Here is a 19,129-nt window from a genome sequence, read left to right as displayed (position 1 = left end):
CACAGAACAGGGGAAGCAGATTTCATCGCCGGCCATCAGGGGGCGACGGCGATCACAGATCCTGCAGCGCCTCTTCATCAGTGCTCAACCATTGCTTCGAAGAGGCGCCAGTCTGCGTCCGGCGGCTCAGGTAAGCCGTTCCAACCTGACAAGCAGCCGCCCGCCGTTCATTCTTTGTTCTAAGGCAATGCGATTCTCAACTGCTCCGAGAGCCTTGCCTTCAGCCTGTGGAGATCGGGGATATCAGCCTGAGCTTAGGCGTTGGAAATGGCGAAGGAATCCTCCCCGGTGATCGATCTGAACACGGTGACGACTAGGTCGCAGACTCATTAAGCTCGGAGCCAGACGCGGACAGCTGCGAGCTTGACGCTGGCGAGGAAGTTTTCCGGATCCTTGTCGTATCGGGTCGCGACCGCGCGGAAGTGCTTGATCTTGCTGAAGAACCGCTCGACCAGATTGCGGTACTTGTACAGGAAGGCGCTGAAGGCGGGCACGGTCTTGCGGTTGGGCATCGGCTTCACGTTGGCCCACGCTCCCTGCTCGGCCAAGCGCTCGCGCCGCGCATCACTGTCGTAGGCGCGATCACCCAGAAGGGTCTGCCCTGGGCCGAGATCGCCGAGCATGTCGTCGGCCGCCCGACCGTCATGCGCTTGGCCTTCGGTGATCTTGAGCGCGATGGGCCGGCCCTCGGCATCCACCAGCGCGTGGATCTTGCTCGTCAGGCCGCCGCGCGAGCGACCCATGCCACGGGATCGGTCGTCTTTTTTTTAGCGCAGCCCGCGTGCTGATGCACCCGCACGCTGGTGGCGTCGATCATCTGCAGGTCGCCCTCGTAAGTCTCTGACACGGCTTTCAGAAGTCGATCCCAGACCCCGCGCTTGCGCCAACGCCGGAAACGGTTGCCGCACGTCGTGTGCGGGCCGTAGCGCGCCGGGATGTCGGCCCAGGGCGCGCCCGTGCGCAGCCGCCAGAAGATCCCGTTCAGCACCCGCCGGTCGTCCGCCCGCTCCTTGCCGCGAACGTCCGTCGGAAGAACCGGCTCGATCGCCGCCCACTCCGCATCCGTCAGGTCAAACCGCGCCATTCGTGATCCTCCAGTCCTGAAGGACCAACGACACAGCCGCTCAACCGTGCCGCCGTTATGAGTTCACGACCTAATGCACTTGACGAGGTGCCCGCCGCGAAGAGGCATGGTCTAAGCAGACTTCGACCATTGCCTAACAGGAGGTCTCAGATGCGCCATAAGCCGACTATGGGCCGGCAGGCGCCGAAACGCCGCTTTTCACCCGTTGGAGACATTTGTTGGCACGGAGCTGTACGGCCGAAGTGCGGTCTCTCGCGCGGTCAAGCAGAGGGCTGATCGCGCTTCGATCCGAGGCGCAAGCCATCCCACGCGCCGCCACTTCAAAAAGATCGTGCGCCGCGTTCCTTCGCCAAACATCCGCGGGCGTATCACGGGGCGCGGCGGACCCGCCGGCCATCCGCGCCACCAGCCTACTTCAAGCCTTCGCTCGGGCAGGACTCGGGATGAATCGGGAAGGCGAAGGCCGCCGCCTCATTGAGCGCCTCCGGCAGCACGCTCATATGGGTGCGGCCGGGGATCAGCTGGAAGCGGCTCGTCACGCCGGGATGGCGGCCGAGCCGTTCTGCCATGGCGCGCGCCCGCTCGACCGTGCTCGCCTCTCGTAGGCGGGCGAGGCGCTGTTCCCGGTCAGGCAGCGCCTGCTGGAACGGCGCCAGCTCCGCCTCGTAGGCACCGGCCAGCAGCAGCAGCTGGGCGCAGACCGGCGATCCCTTCTCGAAGGCGACGATGCTGGGCAGCAGCGATCCGTCCTCCCAGAAGATGCTGGGGCTGGCGGCGATCCAGTGTGAGAACGCGTCGGGCGCGCGGGCGAGCGCGTAGAGAACGAACAGGCCGCCAAAGGAATGCCCAAACAAGGCCTGCCTCGAACGATCGATTGGGCAGCGCCGGGCGATCTCGTCCTTGAGCTCCCGCGTCACGAATTCGAGGAAGGCGGCAGCTCCACCGGTGCGCAGCTCTGGGCCGCCCGGCTTGTAGGGCGGGTAGGTCCGGCCCGGCGGCGGGGTGTAGTCCCATGAGCGGGCCACGCTGTCGTAAGCCTCCTCCGTTGCGGATCCGATCGCGACGATGGCGAAGCGGGAGCCGACACCGCTGCCAGCCGGATAGGCCGCCTGCACCCGCTCGATGTCGATGGCCGTACCGGCCAGGGCGTTGCCGTCGAGCAGGGTGAGGCAGGGCCACCCGGCCGCGGGCGCCTCGCCGGGCGGGACGTAGAGCGTGATGCGCCGGGGGGCGCGGCCCTCGCCAGCCCCGAGAGCGAACCGGACTGTCCCGGGAAGCACGGCGGGCCCGTCCGCCTCCGTCGCCGCCCGGGCCGGGGCACGAAGCGGGAGCCCGATCCCGGCCGCCAACCCCAGGGAGAACTCCATCGAGAGCCGGAGCATCGCGCGGCGCGAAAGGCGTGTCATCGGACGGCGTTCCTCGCGGCCGACGGCCGGTTGCAGCGTTGGAGCATGGGGCGGCGTTCTCCTCGCGATCTGTTAGGCTGCGGGCGGGCGATCGATAGTTGTGCGAGCTGAAAGTATAGGCATCATCTCAAGGGCGGAAAAATCCCTGCCACAAGAATTATACAAAGAACATTCATGCGCATCGATTTATATTAATTCAAAACTGGGAGGATTTTCGAGCAAATTGGCTTGTCTTTTGTACCAATTGCCTTCAAATCCGTTCAAGGCCAAGCTTGAAACCACCGTCCGCACCATGCTCCTGCCCCGCCGCCGTCTCGCCGGCCTGCTTCTCGCCTCCACGGTGCTGTCGTCGGCCCTACCCCTCGCCTCTCCCGCACTGGCGCAGCAGGCCAGCGTCGAGCTGAGCGAGCTGTCAGTCGAGGGCAGCCGGAGCGGGACCGGCCTCAGCGGGGCGGGCGGCAACGTCGCGGTCTCCCAGGACAGCGCCGCCACGAGCGGCGGAGGCGGCGGCCCGAGCGGGGTGACTGGCTATACCGCCCGCGTCAGCCCGACCGCGACCAAGACCAACACGCCGCTGCTGGAGACGCCGCAATCGGTCACGGTGCTCACCCGCGAGGCACTCAACGACCGCAACGTCCAGACACTCAACGAGGCGATCGGCTACGTGGCCGGCGTCTCCTCGAACGTCTTCGGCTTCGATCCGCGCTTCGATTCCTTCTACGTGCGCGGCTTCAGCCTGACCTATGACGGCATCTTCCGCGACGGCCTGCGCCAGATTGCGTCGGGCCTGACCGTGCCGCGCATCGAGCCCTATGGCATCGAGGCGGCCACGATCCTGCGCGGGCCGGCCTCCGGGCTCTACGGCCTCGGCTCGCCTGGCGGCATCCTCGATGTCACCACCAAGCGACCGGTCTTCACGCGCTTCGGCGAGGTGCAGTTGCAGGTCGGCAACTTCGACCGCTACCAGGGCAATTTCGACATCGGTGGCCCGGTCGAAGGCACGGACGGAACGCTCGCCTACCGCATCACCGGCATCAAGCGGCAATCCGACACCTTTCTGCCGGGTGGTGCCGACGACCGCAGCTACATCGCGCCGGCCTTCACCTGGAAGCCGTCCGCCGATACGACCTTCACCTTCTTAAGCGAGTACCAGGAGAACAAGCTGCCGGGCAGCACGACGTTCTTCAACCAGAACTTCCGGCCGACCCGGCTCTATGCAAGCGATCCCGCCTTCAACGACTTCAAGCAGCAGCAGGGCCGCGTTGGCTACGCCTTCGAACACCGCTTCGACGGGGATCTGTTCTTCCGCCAGAACTTCCGCTTCTACGATGTCTCTACCGACTACCGCTACACCTCGATCACCGGCCTCAATCCCGACGGCGTGACCGCGAGCCGCTCCACCGGCTTCTCCCGCCAGCATCTCAGTCAGTTCACCCTCGACAACCAGATCGAGGCGCATCTCGCGACGGGGCCGGTTCAGCACACGCTGCTGGCCGGGCTCGACTACGCACATTACGACTTCAACTACCGCTTCGGCTTTGGCACGGCGCCCGATCTCAACCTCGTCACCCGCAATTACGGCCTTCAGCCGATCCTCGCCGCGCCACTTGGGCCGCGCACCGCGCAGAGCCAGGATCAGGTCGGGCTCTACCTGCAGGAGCAGGCCAAGTTCGACCGCTTCGTGCTGACATTGAGCGGCCGCTACGATTGGGTGTTCCAGAACACGGTCGACACCACGGGCGCCGCGACGCAGCAGAACGACCAAGCCTTCACCGGCCGCGTCGGCCTCAACTACCTGCTGGCGCCGGGCCTTGTCCCCTATGCCAGCTACGCCACCACCTTCGCGCCGCAGCCGGGCACCGACGCCTCGGGCCGTGCCTTCCGGCCGGCGACGGGCGATCAGATCGAGGCGGGTGTCAAGTACCTGATCCCGGGCACCAACATCCAGGCGGGGTTTGCCGGTTTTGACATCGTGCAGAGCAGCGTTCTGCGCACGGACCCGAACAACATCGCCTTCCAAATCGCGACCGGCTCCGTCCAGTCGCGCGGCTTCGAGATGGAGGCGATCGCCAACTTCGCACCCGGCACCAACCTCACGCTGGCTTACACGCATCTCGACCTGCTCTACCTCCGCCAGACCTCGTTCGCGGGGCAGGTGCTGGACGGCAATTATCTCTCCGGCATTCCGGGGGACACCTTCACCGGCTTCCTGACTTACCTGTTCCCGCCGAGTTCGGCCTTGAGCGGCCTGACGCTCGGCGGCGGCGTCCGCTTCAGCGCCAACAGCTACGCCAACGACGAGAACACGGTCCGCAACCCGACCGTGACCCTGTTCGATGCGTTGGTGGCCTACGATTTCGCGGCGATCGATCCGAAGTACAAAGGTTTTCGCGCCCAAGTGAACGCCAACAACATCTTCGACCGTGACTACTTCACCTGTCAGGCGGGCTTCTGCTACCGGGGTGCCCCCGCGACCGTGATCGGCAGCCTGATCTATCGCTGGTGACGAGGGATGAGGAGGATGGCCGGGGGCGCGCGTGCTGAGTGAAGCGGGCACGGGCGTCAGCGATACCGCGCGCCAGAACCGGGCTTCGTCCCGCTGCCATGGAACTTCTGCAATCCACCCCATCCGGACCTTCAGCGGCAGTTCCTCGAATGTCCGCAAGGGGTCAGGAACTCGCCCGCTATCGATAAGCAGGATCTGAGCGACGGCTTCCGAAGACCACCGCTATTCTGCGCCGCCCGGCTCGGACATCTTCCTGTGCCGCTCCGCCTTCATCGAGTCGGGCAGGATGCGGTTCAGCACCGCAGCTTCGAACTGCGTCGCGATGCTACCGGCTACAACCTTCTCCCGGCCCGCCATCATCGCCTCGTAGCCGGCCTTGGCCACATCGGTCGGGTCGCTCTTCGGACCCGCTCCGATGCTGGTGCCGTCCATGCCGGCATGATGGAAGAAGTTGGTCTCGGTCTGACCAGGCAGGAGGGCCGTTACGGTGACGCCGGTGTCGCGCAGCTCGTTGCGGATGGCTTCGGCGAATGAGAGAACGAACGCCTTGGAGGCGCTATAGACGGCCTCGAACGGTACCGGTGTGGTGCCGGAGATCGAGGACGTGAACAGGATGCGCCCGCGCCCCCGGGCGACCATGCCGGGCACGACGAGCTTGGCGAGGTGGACGGTCTCGACGACGTTGATCCGCATGAGGTTCAACTCGTCCTCCCAGCGGTTCTCGACGAAGGGACCGCCGAGGCCGACACCGGCGTTGATGGCGATGGCCTCAAGGGGCCGCTCAGCGGCTTGGATCGCCGCATGCAGTGTCTCGACGCCCGCTGGCGTCGATAGGTCGGCTCGACAGGCTTCGACCGACGTTCCAGCCTCGCGCATCCGGCAGGCCACCTCGTCAACGTGCTCGCTGCGGGCGGCGATTAGAAGGTCGTAGCTATCGGCTGCGAACAGCTTCGCCAGCTCCAGTCCGATGCCGCTGGAGGCGCCCGTCACCACCGCCAACCCCTTGCACTCTCGCACTTCCATCGTCGGTTCCGTCCCACTTGCCATCGCGCTCGTGCCGAGGCGCAACGCTCCGTTGGTCGAGATGATCCCGCGTTGATCTTCGTGCGCTGGAGTCCCTGGCCGTCAGGCTGCATCGCGCCACAAACGGCCTTTCAGACAGACCCGCTGGAATGGCCGCTTGGACTCTGAAAGCTGCCATCAGAAAGGTACGGCAGGTCCCGGCGGCCACAACGTCCTGACGTTGTATGACATTAAAATCGGAGTCGTCGTCTTTGCTGGCCGGCGGAACCGCGGCATAGCCGATCGGCTGGATCCGACTTCCCGGCGCGCACCCATGGATAGAGCGCGCGTGAGCCTGATCAGCTCCGATGCCGGAGCGCATCCACGACCAACGTGAAGGCCGCCGAGGGCTGGAGCCGGCTCGGGTAATACAGGTGGTAGCCCGCGAATGGCTCGCACCACTCTTCGAGGACGCGCCTGAGGCGTCCCGTGGCGATCTCCGAGGCGGCGAGATCCTCCATGACGAAGGCCAGCCCGAAGCCGTCCAGCGCGGCGCGCAGGATGATGTCGTCGTCGTTGAACGCGAGTTGACCCTCGACGCGCACGCGCACCTCGCGTCCGTCCCGCTCCAGCTCCCATGCGTAAAGCCCGCCCGAGGTCACCCGCCGTTGGTTGATGCAGCGGTGCGCGGCCAAGTCCTGCGGCGACCGGGGAACCGGGTATCGCTCGAAGTAGGCAGGCGAGCCGACGACGGCCATGCGGAGGTCCGGACCAATGCGGACGGCGACCATGTCCTTCGCTACCGCCTCGCCGAGCCGAACCCCGGCATCGAAGCGGTCGGACACGACATCGGCGAACCCGGCGTCCAGGCTCAGCTCGACATGGACGTCGGGGTAATCGGGCAACAGCTTGGCCAGCCGCGGCCACAGCGCGCTCATTGCGGCATGCTTCGACGTTGTGATCCGGATGGTCCCGGACGGCTTCTCACGCAGTTCGGTCAGCTCCGTCAGGCCGGCTTCGATCCCGTCGAAATGCGGGGCGATGCGGCGCCGCAGGCGTTCGCCGGCCTCCGTGGTGGCCACGCTGCGCGTGGTCCGGTTGAGGAGGCGCAGCCCAAGCCGGCGTTCGAGTTCCTTCATCGCGTGGCTCAGGGCGGGCTGGGACACGCCCAGCTGCTTCGCGGCACGGGTAAAGCTGCCCGTGCGGGCAACCGCCAGGAAGGCCGCCAAGTCGCCGACGTTCTCCCGCAGCATTCATAAATCCTGACTATAACGCTTAGCGCGTTTGAGCATCTAATCGAATGGGTGCGGACCCGCTACATCGAGCGTGAGCCTCGGCCCCGGGGCAACACCCCTTCAAGAACGAACGCGAGGAGGCGGCCCGGCCGGCGGCCCGGCAGGGCACGGCCGTGCCGCCTCCCATCCGCACGGGAAATCGACATGGCAGTACAAACCGCACCGGCCGGCCTCGCCATCGAGCCGGGCCGCGCTTCCTGGGGGGCCGTGGTCGCGATGAGCTTGTGCGCGGCGACCCTGGTGGCGTCCGAGTTCATGCCGGTGAGCCTGCTCACGCCCATCGCCACCGACCTGCACCTGACCGAGGGACAGGCGGGGCAGGCCATCGCGGTCTCCGGCCTATTTGCCGTGCTGACCAGCCTGTTCATTGCACCGGCGACCCCACGGCTCGACCGGCGTACGCTCCTGCTCGGGCTGACCGTGCTGATGCTGGTCTCCGGGTTGGTCGTCGCATTCGCGCCCAACGCCGTGATCTTCCTCGGCGGTCGGGCGCTCGTCGGCATGGTCATCGGCGGATTCTGGTCCCTATCGGCCGCGACGGTGATGCGCCTCGTCCCGGCGAAAGACGTGCCGCGCGGCCTCGCCATCCTCAACGGCGGCAACGCGCTGGCCACCACGATCGCCGCGCCGCTCGGCAGCTTCCTGGGGCAGTACATTGGCTGGCGCGGGGCCTTCTTCTGCGTCGTGCCGGTCGCCGCGATCACCTTCGCCTGGCTGTTCCTCACCCTGCCGGCGATGCCGAACCGGACGCGGGCTGACGCCTTCGCCACGTTCAAGGTCCTGCAACGGCCGCTGGTGCCGCTCGGCATGGCCGCGGCCGCCCTGTTCTTCCTGGGCCAGTTCGCGCTGTTCACGTACCTGCGGCCGTTCCTGGAGACGGTGACCCGCGTCGACGTCTCGACCCTGTCAGCCCTGCTGTTGGTGCTCGGCGTCGCGGGCCTGGTCGGGACGTCGCTGATCGGCCGCGTCCTACAGGCCTGGTTCCACAGCGCGCTGGTCGCCATGCCGCTGGCGATGGCGCTGCTCGCGGCGGGTCTGATCGCCTTGGGCCCGAGCCTGCCGGCGGTGGCCGTCCTGCTCGCGTTATGGGGCCTGATCGGCACGGCCGCGCCCGTCGGCTGGTGGACTTGGGTGAGCAAGGCTTTGCCGGACGAGGCCGAGGCGGGTGGCGGGCTCATGGTCGCCGTGGTCCAGCTCGCCATCACGGGCGGCGCGGCCTTCGGAGGGCTGCTGTTCGACCATGGCGGCTACCGGACGACGTTCACCTTCGGCGCACTCGTGCTCGTCGCCTGCGCCATCGCGGCGGCCATGGTCGCTCGCGGCGGCCGTGCCACCCTCGGCGGAAACCAGGCTCATGGGACGGCTTGAGCTCCGTCGCCATCTCCGAAGCCGGCGACGGGAAGGCCCCGGCCCGACTCAGGCCGCGGCGATCACCGGCAATTCGTCCAGACGGGTGGTGTAGCGGGGCGAGCGCATCTCGAACTTCGTCGACCAGTCGCGCCGCGCCACGAGCCCAGCCGCCGCGGGCACGACGGCCCCGCGGCCGAACCGGCCGTTGCAGGCGTCGAGCGCCGCCATCAGCGCCGCCCCGTGTTCCCGGTCGAGCCGGCCGAGGCCGGGCAGGGCCCGCTGCGAGGCGGCCAGCGGCACGAGGTCGGTCGTGACCACCCCGGCCTTCGCGTAGCGGTAGCCGTCCCGCCAGACCTTGCGCACGCCGTGCGTCGCCGCCTTCAGCAGCACCAGGGTGTCGTTCGAGGCCTCGGGCAGACCCACCACCGTCGAGACCGAGCGCTGCGGCCGGTCGCGGTCGTGATCCGAGGTGTGGAAGAAGACCGTGACGTGATCGGTCCCGAGTCCCTCGTGGCGCAGCTTCTCCCCGAGCCGGGTCGCGTGCGCGGCGACCGCCTGCTCCATGGTGGCGAGATCCTCGACCCGGCCGGAGAAGCTCCGGGTCACCGCACTGCCCTTCCGGGTCGGGGCGATCTCCTCCAGGTCGAGGCAGGGCACGCCGCGCAGCTCCTGAACCAGGCGCTCGCCCACCACCGTCATGGCCTTGCGCACTGCCCGGGTGTCGAGGTCGCGCACGTCCGCGACGCACTCGCAGCCGAGCGCCTCCAGCTTGCGCGCGTTGGCCGGCCCCACGCCCCAGATCTCGTCGGGCGGGATCCGGGCCATCCAGTGATCGTACTGCACCGGGTCGGTGAGGTCGCAGACGCCGCCGAGTTCCGGCACCGTCTTGGCGACGTGGTTGGCGGGCTTGGCGAGCGTCTTGGTCGCGCCGATGCCGACGCAGGTCGGGATGCCTGTCCAGGCCCGCACCGTCGCGCGCATGTCCCGGGCGAGCGTCATCCGGTCCCCCGCGCGCACGTCCGAGAGGTCGAGGAAGCTCTCGTCGATCGAGTAGACCTCGATCCGGGGCGAGAAGCCCCGGTAGACCGCGTTCACCCGGGCCGACATGTCGCCGTAGAGGGCGTAGTTCGACGAGTAGACCCGTACGCCTTGCGCCCGGCACATCTCCCGGATCTTGAAGTACGGCTCGCCCATGCGGATGCCTAGCGCCTTGGCCTCGCTGGTGCGGGCGATGGCGCAGCCGTCGTTGTTCGAGAGCACGATCACCGGCACTCGCGCGAGCCGGGCGTCGAAGACCCGCTCGCATGAGCAGTAGAAGCTGTTGCCGTCCGACAGGGTGTCGCCGCGCATCTGCTCGGGCCGTGACATGCGGATGTAGGAGTAGGCGATCGGCATCCCGCGAGGATGTCCCGCATCGATTAGGTTTTCGTGCATGGCCTGGGTCGGCGGCCGGGACCGGCCGCCCGTGCGGGGAGGGTGGCGCACGTCGGGCCGGGTCGGCCGACGGCAGGGAGGATCGCGGCTCCCGGGGAGCCGGCCGGCCCTCAGGGTTTTCGGATCCCGACGCGAGTCATGGGCCAAGGGTTACCGAGCGACCGGGCGCGCCACAAGGCGGTAACGCCGTCGTTCCACCGATACCGGAAGGGGTTCTTCACGGATCGTCGGCGAGGATGGCCCGAGCCCCCGAGCCAGCCGCCATGATCGCCCAGCCCTTGTTCGACGCCCTGGCCGACGCCCTCGTCGAGAAGGGGGAGCCCGTCACCTACACGAGCCTCCAGAAGGCGCTGGAGGCCGACCGGGGCCGGGGCACCTCCGATCGCGACCTGCAAGCTCCCTTCGCAGACTGGCGCGCACGGCGCCGGTACAAGCCTCGCCTCGCCGCCCTCGACCTGCCGAAGGCGATGGAGAAGGCAATTGCCGACTTCGCCTTGCTGGCGATGCGCGCCGGCCGGACCCCTACGGACGCCGACGGAGCACTCGCCGCAAAGCTCCCGTACGCGGCCAGCACCGATGGGCTCCTCGACCGGATCGCCGACCTGGAGGAGGTCGTCGACTGCCTCGCCCGCGAGAACCGGGCCCTCAGGACCGAGATCGCCGCCCTGCACGCCGGCCCCGGGACGCCGCCCGCCGACGCTCCGACCGGGAGGCGCAAGCGCGGCACGAGCGCGGCCACGTCACGCTTCTTCTGGCAGCAGATCATGCGCGGGTTCGCCGCGAGGATCCGGTCGGAAGGCCCCCAGCGCCTTGACCAACTCCTCGCCTCCATCGGGGAGGACGACCTGGCGCTGGCCCGGAAGGCATTCCGGCCGATCGATGCCCGAATCCTGAAGAAGGCCCTGGCGGAACGCACGACCCGCAACCGGCACGGTCTGACGGAACTCCCCGATGGACGATACGACGTGACCCGGGTCGGACGAGAGGCGGCCTCGAACGTGTCGTGACGAACGTTTGGTAACGCCCGTGCCTGGTCGCTACGGGAGCGCCACCCTTTGCCGCGTAGCCACGGTAACGATCCGTCGACGCCGTTACCTTCGGGGTTGACGCGCGGATCGGCTTCGAAGCGACGCTTGCTCGACGCCTAGAGGCTGTTACGGACTGATGTGAATTCGGCAGCCCTGCGGAGAAGCAGGACGCTGAAGGCGACGAGGTGCAATCCGGCCAAGGTGGCAGGTAGACGCTCGTAGTCGCGGGCCAAGCGGCGGAAGCGGGCCATCCAGGCGAAGGCGCGCTCGACCACCCACCGTCGCGGGAGCAAGACGAAGCCGCGCTTGGCCTCAGGCAACTTCACGACCTCCAGGGCGATGCCGTGATCAGCCGCCGCTTTCGCCGCGCGCTCGCCCGTGTAGCCCTGAGCGACATAGGCGAGATCGACGCTGTCACCGGTCGCCTCCTGCACGGCGTCGGCCAGGGCCGCTACAGCAGCGCGGTCATCGGCATTGGTGGGCGTGACGTGCAGCGCCAGCACTTGGCCGAGCGTATCGACGGCCGCGTGCAGCTTCGAGCCACGGGTGCGCTTGTGTCCGTCCCAGGCCGCGCGGGCGCCACTCTCGGGCGTCGAACGCAAGGTGCGGCTATCAAGCACGACGGCGGAGGGCTCCTCGGCCCGGCCTGCCGCCAGGCGCAACACGGCCCGCAGATCCTGGACCAGGTTCTCGAAGCAGCCGGCCCGGAGCCAGCGTTGGGCCTGATCGTACACGGCGTGCCAGGGCGGCAGATCGTGGGGCATCGCACGCCAAGCCACGCCATAGCGCACGACGTAGCGTAGCCCGTTGAACACGTCCCGCAGGCTGTGCTCGCGCTGGGCGGCGGTCTCGGGCAGCAGCGTCAGATAAGGGGCGACCAACGCCCATTCTTCATCGCTGACATCGGACGGGTAGGCGCGGCGGGACTGCATCCCCCAGAAACTGGCGCAGCCCCAGGTCCGTAACAGCCTCTAGTTGAACAGGTGCGCCATCTGGCCGTGCCGGCGCTTGAGGTGCAATTCGATCAGCTCGAACAAGCCGCCTCGATTGCGAGCGCGGCGCTCCGGCAAGGCGAGCTCATGGAGCAGCGCATCCATCGCGGCCCTACGCCCCCGGTAGCCCTCGAAATCGTCGAGGTAGGCATCCACGACCCGCTCCGCCCGCACGATGGTGCCGGGCCTGTAGGAAGCCGCGAGGGCGAGGATCGTGCGCACGGTGTCGTCGAGGCTGTCCATGTCGCTAGTAGCGCCGCGTGACCTCCGACGGTTCCGGCTGGCGCGGCAAACACGGTCCCGATGGGCGCTGCCCTGGCCCCCAGGCCCGTCGCCCACGAGGAGCGGTGGACCCTTGGCGTAACCGGTCCGCGCCTCGTGCCGTGGCCTTCGGCCACGTTCGGCCCTCCACCGTCAGGGGCCGGCGATCAGCTCCTTGATGCGCGAGGCGAGCGCCTCCATCACGAAGGGCTTCGTCAGGACCGCCATGCCGGGGTCGAGGTGCCCGTTGCCCACTGCCGCGTTCTCCGCGTAGCCGGTGATGAACAGCACCTTCAGGTCCGGCCGCTTCACGCGGCCCGCGTCCGCCATCTGACGCCCGTTCATGCCGCCGGGCAGGCCGACGTCCGTCACCAGAAGATCGATGCGCACGTCCGATTGCAGCACCTTCAACCCGGCGACGCTGTCGGCGGCCTCGATGGCGGTGTAGCCCAGATCCTCCAGCACCTCAGTGACCAGCATCCGCACCGTCGGTTCGTCGTCGACGATTAGCACCGTCTCACCCTGCTCGGCGCGGGGGGCGCCGGCAAGGTCCGGGAGACCCTCGTCACCTTCCGTCTCGCCGTAGTGCCGGGGCAGGTAGATGCACATCGTGGTGCCCTCGCCGACCTCGGAGTAGATCCGCACCTGCCCGCCCGACTGCCGGGCGAACCCGTAGATCATGGAGAGGCCCAGCCCGGTGCCCTGGCCGAGGGGCTTGGTCGTGAAGAAGGGGTCGAACGCCTTGGCGATGACGTCGGGCGTCATGCCGGTGCCGGTGTCGGTGACACAGAGCGAGAGGTACTGGCCCGGCGGCAGGTCGCGCTCCCGCCCGGCCCGGTCGTCGAGCCACTTGTTGGCGGTCTCTATGGTGATGCGGCCGCCTTCGGGCATGGCGTCGCGGGCGTTGATGCACAGGTTCAGCAGCGCGTTCTCAAGCTGCGGCGGGTCGACCAGCGCGGGCCACAAGCCCGCGGCCCCGACCACCTCGATGTGCACGGACGGGCCCACGGTTCGACGGATCAGGTCCTCCATCCCGTGGACGAGCGCGTTCACGTTGGTGGGCTTCGGGTCCAGCGTCTGCCGGCGCGAGAAGGCAAGCAATCGGTGCGTGAGGGCCGCGGCCCGCTTCGACGCGCCCTGAGCGGCTGTCATGTAGCGGTCGAGATCGGTCAGCCGCCCCTGGCTCAAGCGGGTCTGCATCAGCTCCAGGGAGCCGGAGATACCGGCGAGCAGGTTGTTGAAATCATGGGCGATGCCACCGGTGAGCTGTCCGACCGCCTCCATCTTTTGGGATTGCCGCAGCGCCTCCTCGGTCTTGGTGAGCGCCTCGGCGGCCTCTCTCTCGGCCTGGACGTCTCGCCCGACCGCGTGGATGAACGCTTCGTCCGGCACAGCCGTCCAGGACAGCCAGCGGTAGCTCCCGTCCTTGTGCCGGTAGCGGTTCTCGAAGCGCGGGATGATGGAGCCATCCGAGAGGTCGCCGGCCGCCGCTGCAGTCGAGGCCGCGTCGTCCGGGTGCACAAGGTCCATGAACGAGCGCCCGATGAGTTCGGCCTCGCTCCAGCCGAACAGCGCCGTCCAGGCCGGGTTCACCGCCACGATGGTCGCGTCGAACCGCGCCACCAGCATCACGTCCGAGGACAGGCGCCACATGCGGTCGCGGTCGCGCGTGCGCTCCTCGACCTGCTGCTCCAGGTTGCCGGCCAAACGCGCCAGCTCGGCGGTTGCCTGTTTCTGGTCCTCGATGTCGGTGTTGGTGCCAACCCAGCGGGTGACCCGACCCGCGGGGTCCCGAACCGGCTCGCCCCGCACCAAGAACCAGCGATAGGCGCCGTCGGCGCGCCTTACCCGGTACTCGGTCTCGTAGACGGTCTCGGTCGCACGGGCATGGTCCCAGGCGGCGGCGACGGGCAGGACGTCGTCCGGGTGGACGATGCGGGCCCAGGCATCCGGGCCGAGCAGGCTACCCGTCGGCTCGCCGCAATAGGCGTAGAACTGGTCGTTGAACCAGTACAACGAGCCATCGGGGTGCGCGGCCCAGACCTGATTGGGGATGGCCTGGGCGAAGACCCGGAACTGCTCCTCGCTCTCGCGCCGGCTCGCCTCCGCGCGGAAGCGCTCGATGGCCGCCCGGGTGCGCTCGGCGATGTCGCGGACGAAGGCGAGCTTGTCCGGCCGCCAGTCCCGGACGTCGCGGTCGTGCAGGAAGAACACCGCCACGACGCGCCCGTGCTCCATCACCGGCACGTTGATCAGGGCGCGGACGCCGATGTCGAGCAAGGGACCCGGGTTCCCGGCGGTGCGCGGGTCGGCGGTCACGTCCGTGATGACCACCTCGCGGCCTTGCTCCAGGCCGATACGGACCTCGCCGTAGTCGTCGAAGCGGTGGTGGCCCGCGATGCTGGCGACGCCGGGTGCCGTCCAGTCGCGCTCGATCTCGATGTACCGGAGCGTCTCGTCGACCGTGCCGTAGCCGGCCCGGTCGAGACCGAGGGTCCGTGCCATGACCTCGGCCGCGACGGCCGCCATCCCCGCGGTGTCGCGGCAAGCCTGCAGGCGGTCCCCGAACGTGATCAGGCCGTCCCTGAAGGACTCCTGCCGCCGGCGCTCGGTGAGGTCGCGGGTAACGGTGCCGTAGCCGGTGACCTCGCCTCCCGCGTCGCGCACCGGGAAGAGGGTGTAGTGAACGGGGACGGCCACTCCCGTCGCGAAGTTGCGGAAGGCGAAGTCACCCTCCCAGAAGCCGGTCTCGCGAACCGCCGGGAGCACCTGCCCGAGCACCGTCGGGCGGTCGCCCAGCTCGAAGAAATCAGCCACCTCGTAGCGACGGGCTTCCTCCAGGCTCGCGAGACCGACGAGCCTGCGGCCGGCGTCGTTCAGGAACTCGGCCTTGCCGTCGAGGTCGGCGAGGCCGATGAAATCGCTGGACTGCTCGACGAGGGCCGCCAACCGGCGCGCCTGGGCCTCGGCCGTACGGGCCTCGGTCACGTCGCGGACCGTGCCCACGAAGCGGACGGGCTTGCCGTCCCGGTAGACAGTATCGCCCTTGGCGGCGACCACGCGCTCGACGCCGTCGCGCCGTCCGAGGACGCGGTACTCGATGTCGAAGCCCTCGGGCGAGCCGATGGCCATCTGGACGGCTTGGTCGGCCCGTTCGCGGTCGTCCGGATGCACGCCGGACAGGAAGGCGTCCTCGTACGAGACCGGGTCGTCCGCCGACAGGCCGAACAGGGCGCGGGTGCGCGCATCCCAGGTCAGCGTGCCGGTGACGAGGTCGTAGTCGTAGATGCCGGTGCCGGCCCCCTCCAGCGCCAGCCTGAGGCGGTCCTCGGCCTCCTGCAGGTCGGCCCGGGCGCGCTGGCGTTCTGCGATGTCGGTGACGAGCACGAAGATGCCGTCCACCGTCCCGTCGGGGGTTCGGCGCGGGATGTAGCGGATTTCCGCCTCCCGGGTGCCGCCGCCCCGGTAGGGCATCGCCGCGTCGAAGGTGATCTCCTCGCCGGCGAGCGCCCGCTCCATGACGGGCAGGCGGGCGGCGTAGACCTCCTCGCCGACGACCTCGCGCACGGGCCGGTCGAGGATCTCGCTCGCCGGCCGGTCGAACCAGGTCTCGTACCTGCGGTTCACGAAGCGGTAGACGTGATCCCGGTCGATGAAGGAGATCAACACCGGCAGCGCGTCGGTGACGACCTGGAGCTCGTCCCGGACGCGGCGGGTCTCGCCCTCCCGCGCGATGGCTTCGGTGCGGTCGCGCAGGATCTTGAGGAAGCCCAGGTCCGTGCCGTCGGGCGAGCGCAAAGGCATCAGCTCCCCGCTGGCCCAGAAGCGGGAGTCGTCCTTGCGTACGTGCCATCGCTCGTCGGCCGCGCGCCCAGCCTCGGCGGCGCGCCGCATCTCCGCCGCGGGCTGTCCCGACGCCCGGTCCTCAGGCGTGAAGAACGTCCCGGTCGGCTGACCGAGCATCTCCCCGACCGACCAGCCGAGGATGCGCTCGGCCCCAGGGTTCCAGGCCGTGACCGTTCCTTCCCGGTCCGTGGTGATGATGGCGAAGTCGACTGCGCAGTCGAAGATCGCCTCGCAGTGGGCGGCCCGAAGCGAGGAGCCCTCGCCACGAAGGCGTGCTACCTCCGCCTCCAGCTCGCGCTCGCGCCGCTGGAGTCGCTCGATCTCGGGCTCGCTCACGACCGCGCTCCGATCCAGGTCGAGACAGGCGACGAACGGGAAGGCGCGGGGATGGCGGACGTGATCAAACCAGGTAACCGACGTGGGGCAGAAGGACGGATCTCACCCGCCCAACTAGGAGGGGCGGGCTCGGCGGCAGCGGAGGCGTAGGCTACGCCCCTCCCTTTTACGCAATCGTGCCCCGCGGGAGGGCGGCACAGGTGTCGCACCCGCGTGGCCGCCGTCCGCCACCCCGGGCGTTTTCGAACGGCGCACCGCCTCGCGCGTTCAGTCTCGACCGGCGAGACCGGCTCGCCCGGCCTGTTCGCCGCGGCAGGCCAGGCCGTCCCGGCAAGGTTGGCGTGCTTGGGTGACGATGCGGGATCACGACGGGGACGGACGCACGGGGCCGGGGGCCGGACGACGACCGGTCCAACAGGTGTCGAATGGCTGAACCCGAGCGGCAGGTGCCGGCGCAGCAGGCCAAGTCGAGGCGGATCGTGCTCCGGGCCCGGTGGATCGCGCGGGCGAGCGGCGTCTTCGGGGTCGCCGCCGCCCTGACCGTCCTTGCCGGCTGGTGGTTCGACGTCCCGACCCTCAGACGCATCGTCCCCGGGCAGCCGCCGATGGTCGTGCTCACCGCCATCGGCGTCCTGCTGCTCGGGTCGGCGCTCCTGGTGGCGACGGCAGCCGGTGCAGCCGCGACGACCGGCCGGGCCGGACGCCTCCTCGCCGCCGGGGCGGCGGCCATCGGCGCCGGAGGGCTCCTGCGGTACGTGCCGCCCGGCGACCTCCGCCTCGACGACTGGGCGCAGCGCCTCGTCTTCGGCCCGCTCAAGCCCGGCAGCGGCATGGCCTTGGCAACGGCGACGAGCCTGTTCGCCCTCGCGTCGGGGCTCCTCCTCCAGGACGTCCGATCCCGGCGCTTGCGCCACGCCGGCCTGCTCGCAACCCTGAGCGGCCTCGTCGTCGCGGCGGTGGGCGGGCTCGGCTACGCCTACGGCTTGGGCGCCTTCCATCAGGGCGGACCCTTCTCCCGCATGGCGCTCGTCACCGCCGCCGCCCTGAGCGTCCTCGGCCTCGGCGTGCTGTTCAGCCGGCCGAACCGACCCTGGATCGCCACCCTCCTCGGCACCGGCGAGGCAGGGGCCCTGACGCGCCACCTCCTGCCGGCCTTGGTGCTCGCACCGCTCCTTCTCGGTTGGCTACAGCTCCATGCGGTCCGCGCCGGCCTGACCGAGGCCGAGACCGGCACGGCGCTGCTCGTCATCGTCCTCACCCTCTGGCTTGCCGCCCTTGCAATCCGGATGGCCCGCAACATCGACCGGCGCGCCACCGTCGAGCGGCAGCTCCGGGAGGCGCTGCAGGGGATGAACGCGGCCCTGGAGCAGCGGGTGACCGAGCGCACCCAGGCGCTGGCCGAGGCCCAGGATGCGCTCGTTCAGGCGCAGAAGATGGAGGCCATCGGCCAGCTCACGGGGGGCGTCGCGCACGACTTCAACAACCTGCTCACCATCATCCGGTCCTCTACCGACTTCCTGCGGCGGCCCGACCTGCCGGAGGAACGGCGACGGCGCTACCTCGACGCGGTGACCGACACGGTGGAGCGGGCCGCCAAGCTGACGGCGCAGCTGCTCGCTTTCGCCCGCCGTCAGGCCCTCAAGCCCGAGGTGTTCGATGCCGGCGAGCGCATCCGCGCCATTGCCAGGATGCTCGATTCCCTCACCGGCGCCCGCATCCGGATCGTGACGCAGTTATCCGAGAGCCCTTGCCTCGTGCGGGCCGACGCCGTGCAGTTCGAGACGGCGCTGGTGAACCTCGCAGTGAACGCGCGCGACGCCATGGAAGGCGAGGGCACCCTGACCATCGCGCTTGCTTGCGGACAGTCGAAGCCGGCCATCAGGGCACACGCGGGGTCATCCAGCCCCTTCGTGGCGGTCGCGGTGACCGACACCGGATCCGGCATCCCGCGCGACCAGGTCGCCCGCATCTTCGAGCCGTTCTTCACCACGAAGGAGATCGGCAAGGGGACCGGGTTGGGCTTGAGCCAGGTCATCGGCTTCGCCAAGCAATCGGGCGGCGACATCGACGTGTCCAGCGTCGTCGGGCGCGGCAGCACCTTCACCCTGTACTTGCCACAAGCCGAAGCCGAAGCGGGCGTGGAGAGACCTGCACCCGAGCCCGAGGGGCAGCCGCTGGACGACGGCGACCAGTGCATCCTGGTGGTGGAGGACAACGTTGAGATCGGCCGGTTCTGCGTGCAGATCCTGCACGACTTGGACTACGGGACCGTGCTGACCCAGACGGCGGAGGCGGCGCTGGCTGAGGTCGAGGCAGTGCCCTTCCGTTTCGACGCGGTGTTCTCGGACGTGGTGATGCCGGGCATGGGTGGGATCGAACTCGCCAGGCGGCTACGGGAGATCCACCCGGAGATGCCGGTGGTGCTGACCTCCGGCTACAGCCACGTCCTGGCCAAGGAGGAGATCCAAGGCTTCGAGTTCGTGCGCAAGCCCTATTCGGCCGCGGAGGTCGGCAAGGTCCTGCGCACGGCCACGGCGCGCATGCCGAAGGTCCGTGCAGCTTCCTCGGAAACGTAGACCCAAATGGCGC

At 68.9% G+C, this 19,129-nt stretch carries 12 protein-coding genes; 4 read left to right on the top strand and 8 right to left on the bottom strand.

What is annotated here, in order from left to right; genetic code table 11:
- Positions 1-329: 329 nt before the first annotated feature.
- Both MPPM_RS00965 and MPPM_RS00960 read right to left on the bottom strand, forming a co-directional pair.
- A protein-coding gene (locus tag MPPM_RS00965) for an IS5 family transposase (RefSeq protein WP_096482775.1) occupies positions 330-1,084 on the bottom strand; the annotation gives its coding sequence in 2 pieces (ribosomal slippage) (positions 330-769 and positions 769-1,084; 756 coding nt in all).
- 410 nt (positions 1,085-1,494) lie between these two features.
- Positions 1,495-2,490 (bottom strand): alpha/beta hydrolase, encoded by a 996-nt coding sequence (locus MPPM_RS00960; RefSeq protein ID WP_096483062.1) that lies wholly within the window; start codon positions 2,488-2,490, stop codon positions 1,495-1,497.
- A 292-nt stretch (positions 2,491-2,782) separates the two neighbouring features.
- Between MPPM_RS00960 and MPPM_RS00955 the strand changes: the two genes are divergently transcribed.
- Entirely contained in the window at positions 2,783-4,996 is a 2,214-nt protein-coding gene (locus MPPM_RS00955) for a TonB-dependent siderophore receptor (RefSeq protein WP_096483060.1), read from the top strand.
- A gap of 222 nt (positions 4,997-5,218) precedes the next feature.
- On the opposite strand, the gene MPPM_RS00950 is transcribed toward MPPM_RS00955, so the two are convergent.
- Positions 5,219-6,019: an SDR family NAD(P)-dependent oxidoreductase gene (locus tag MPPM_RS00950; RefSeq protein ID WP_096483057.1), complete on the bottom strand. Its 801-nt coding sequence runs from the start codon at positions 6,017-6,019 to the stop codon at positions 5,219-5,221.
- Between the two features lie 338 nt (positions 6,020-6,357).
- Complete coding sequence (locus MPPM_RS00945; RefSeq protein WP_096483055.1) at positions 6,358-7,251, bottom strand: LysR family transcriptional regulator; 894 nt, start codon at positions 7,249-7,251, stop codon at positions 6,358-6,360.
- Between the two features lie 186 nt (positions 7,252-7,437).
- Between MPPM_RS00945 and MPPM_RS00940 the strand changes: the two genes are divergently transcribed.
- Positions 7,438-8,661, top strand: coding sequence for an MFS transporter (locus MPPM_RS00940; protein WP_096483052.1), 1,224 nt, complete (start codon positions 7,438-7,440; stop codon positions 8,659-8,661).
- A 48-nt stretch (positions 8,662-8,709) separates the two neighbouring features.
- Here MPPM_RS00940 and MPPM_RS00935 read toward each other — a convergent pair whose 3' ends face one another.
- On the bottom strand, positions 8,710-10,038 hold the full coding sequence (locus tag MPPM_RS00935; RefSeq protein WP_432419837.1) for a Y-family DNA polymerase: 1,329 nt from the start codon (positions 10,036-10,038) through the stop codon (positions 8,710-8,712).
- Between the two features lie 275 nt (positions 10,039-10,313).
- Between MPPM_RS00935 and MPPM_RS00930 the strand changes: the two genes are divergently transcribed.
- Positions 10,314-11,084 (top strand): coiled-coil domain-containing protein, encoded by a 771-nt coding sequence (locus MPPM_RS00930; RefSeq protein WP_157914066.1) that lies wholly within the window; start codon positions 10,314-10,316, stop codon positions 11,082-11,084.
- A gap of 137 nt (positions 11,085-11,221) precedes the next feature.
- Here MPPM_RS00930 and MPPM_RS00925 read toward each other — a convergent pair whose 3' ends face one another.
- The 3 genes from MPPM_RS00925 to MPPM_RS00915 form a co-directional block, all read right to left on the bottom strand.
- Positions 11,222-12,037, bottom strand: a complete 816-nt coding sequence (locus tag MPPM_RS00925) for an IS5 family transposase (RefSeq protein ID WP_096483047.1) — start codon at positions 12,035-12,037, stop codon at positions 11,222-11,224.
- A gap of 39 nt (positions 12,038-12,076) precedes the next feature.
- Positions 12,077-12,340, bottom strand: coding sequence for a hypothetical protein (locus tag MPPM_RS00920; protein WP_096483044.1), 264 nt, complete (start codon positions 12,338-12,340; stop codon positions 12,077-12,079).
- A gap of 171 nt (positions 12,341-12,511) precedes the next feature.
- Positions 12,512-16,540, bottom strand: coding sequence for a PAS domain S-box protein (locus tag MPPM_RS00915; protein WP_244573441.1), 4,029 nt, complete (start codon positions 16,538-16,540; stop codon positions 12,512-12,514).
- Between the two features lie 425 nt (positions 16,541-16,965).
- Between MPPM_RS00915 and MPPM_RS00910 the strand changes: the two genes are divergently transcribed.
- Entirely contained in the window at positions 16,966-19,116 is a 2,151-nt protein-coding gene (locus tag MPPM_RS00910; RefSeq protein WP_096483042.1) for an ATP-binding protein, read from the top strand.
- The last annotated feature ends 13 nt before the right edge of the window (positions 19,117-19,129 follow it).

This window comes from Methylorubrum populi, from assembly GCF_002355515.1.
In the GTDB taxonomy this organism is placed as follows: Bacteria; Pseudomonadota; Alphaproteobacteria; order Rhizobiales; family Beijerinckiaceae; genus Methylobacterium; species Methylobacterium populi_A.
This window is presented reverse-complemented; position numbering and strand designations above follow the sequence as displayed.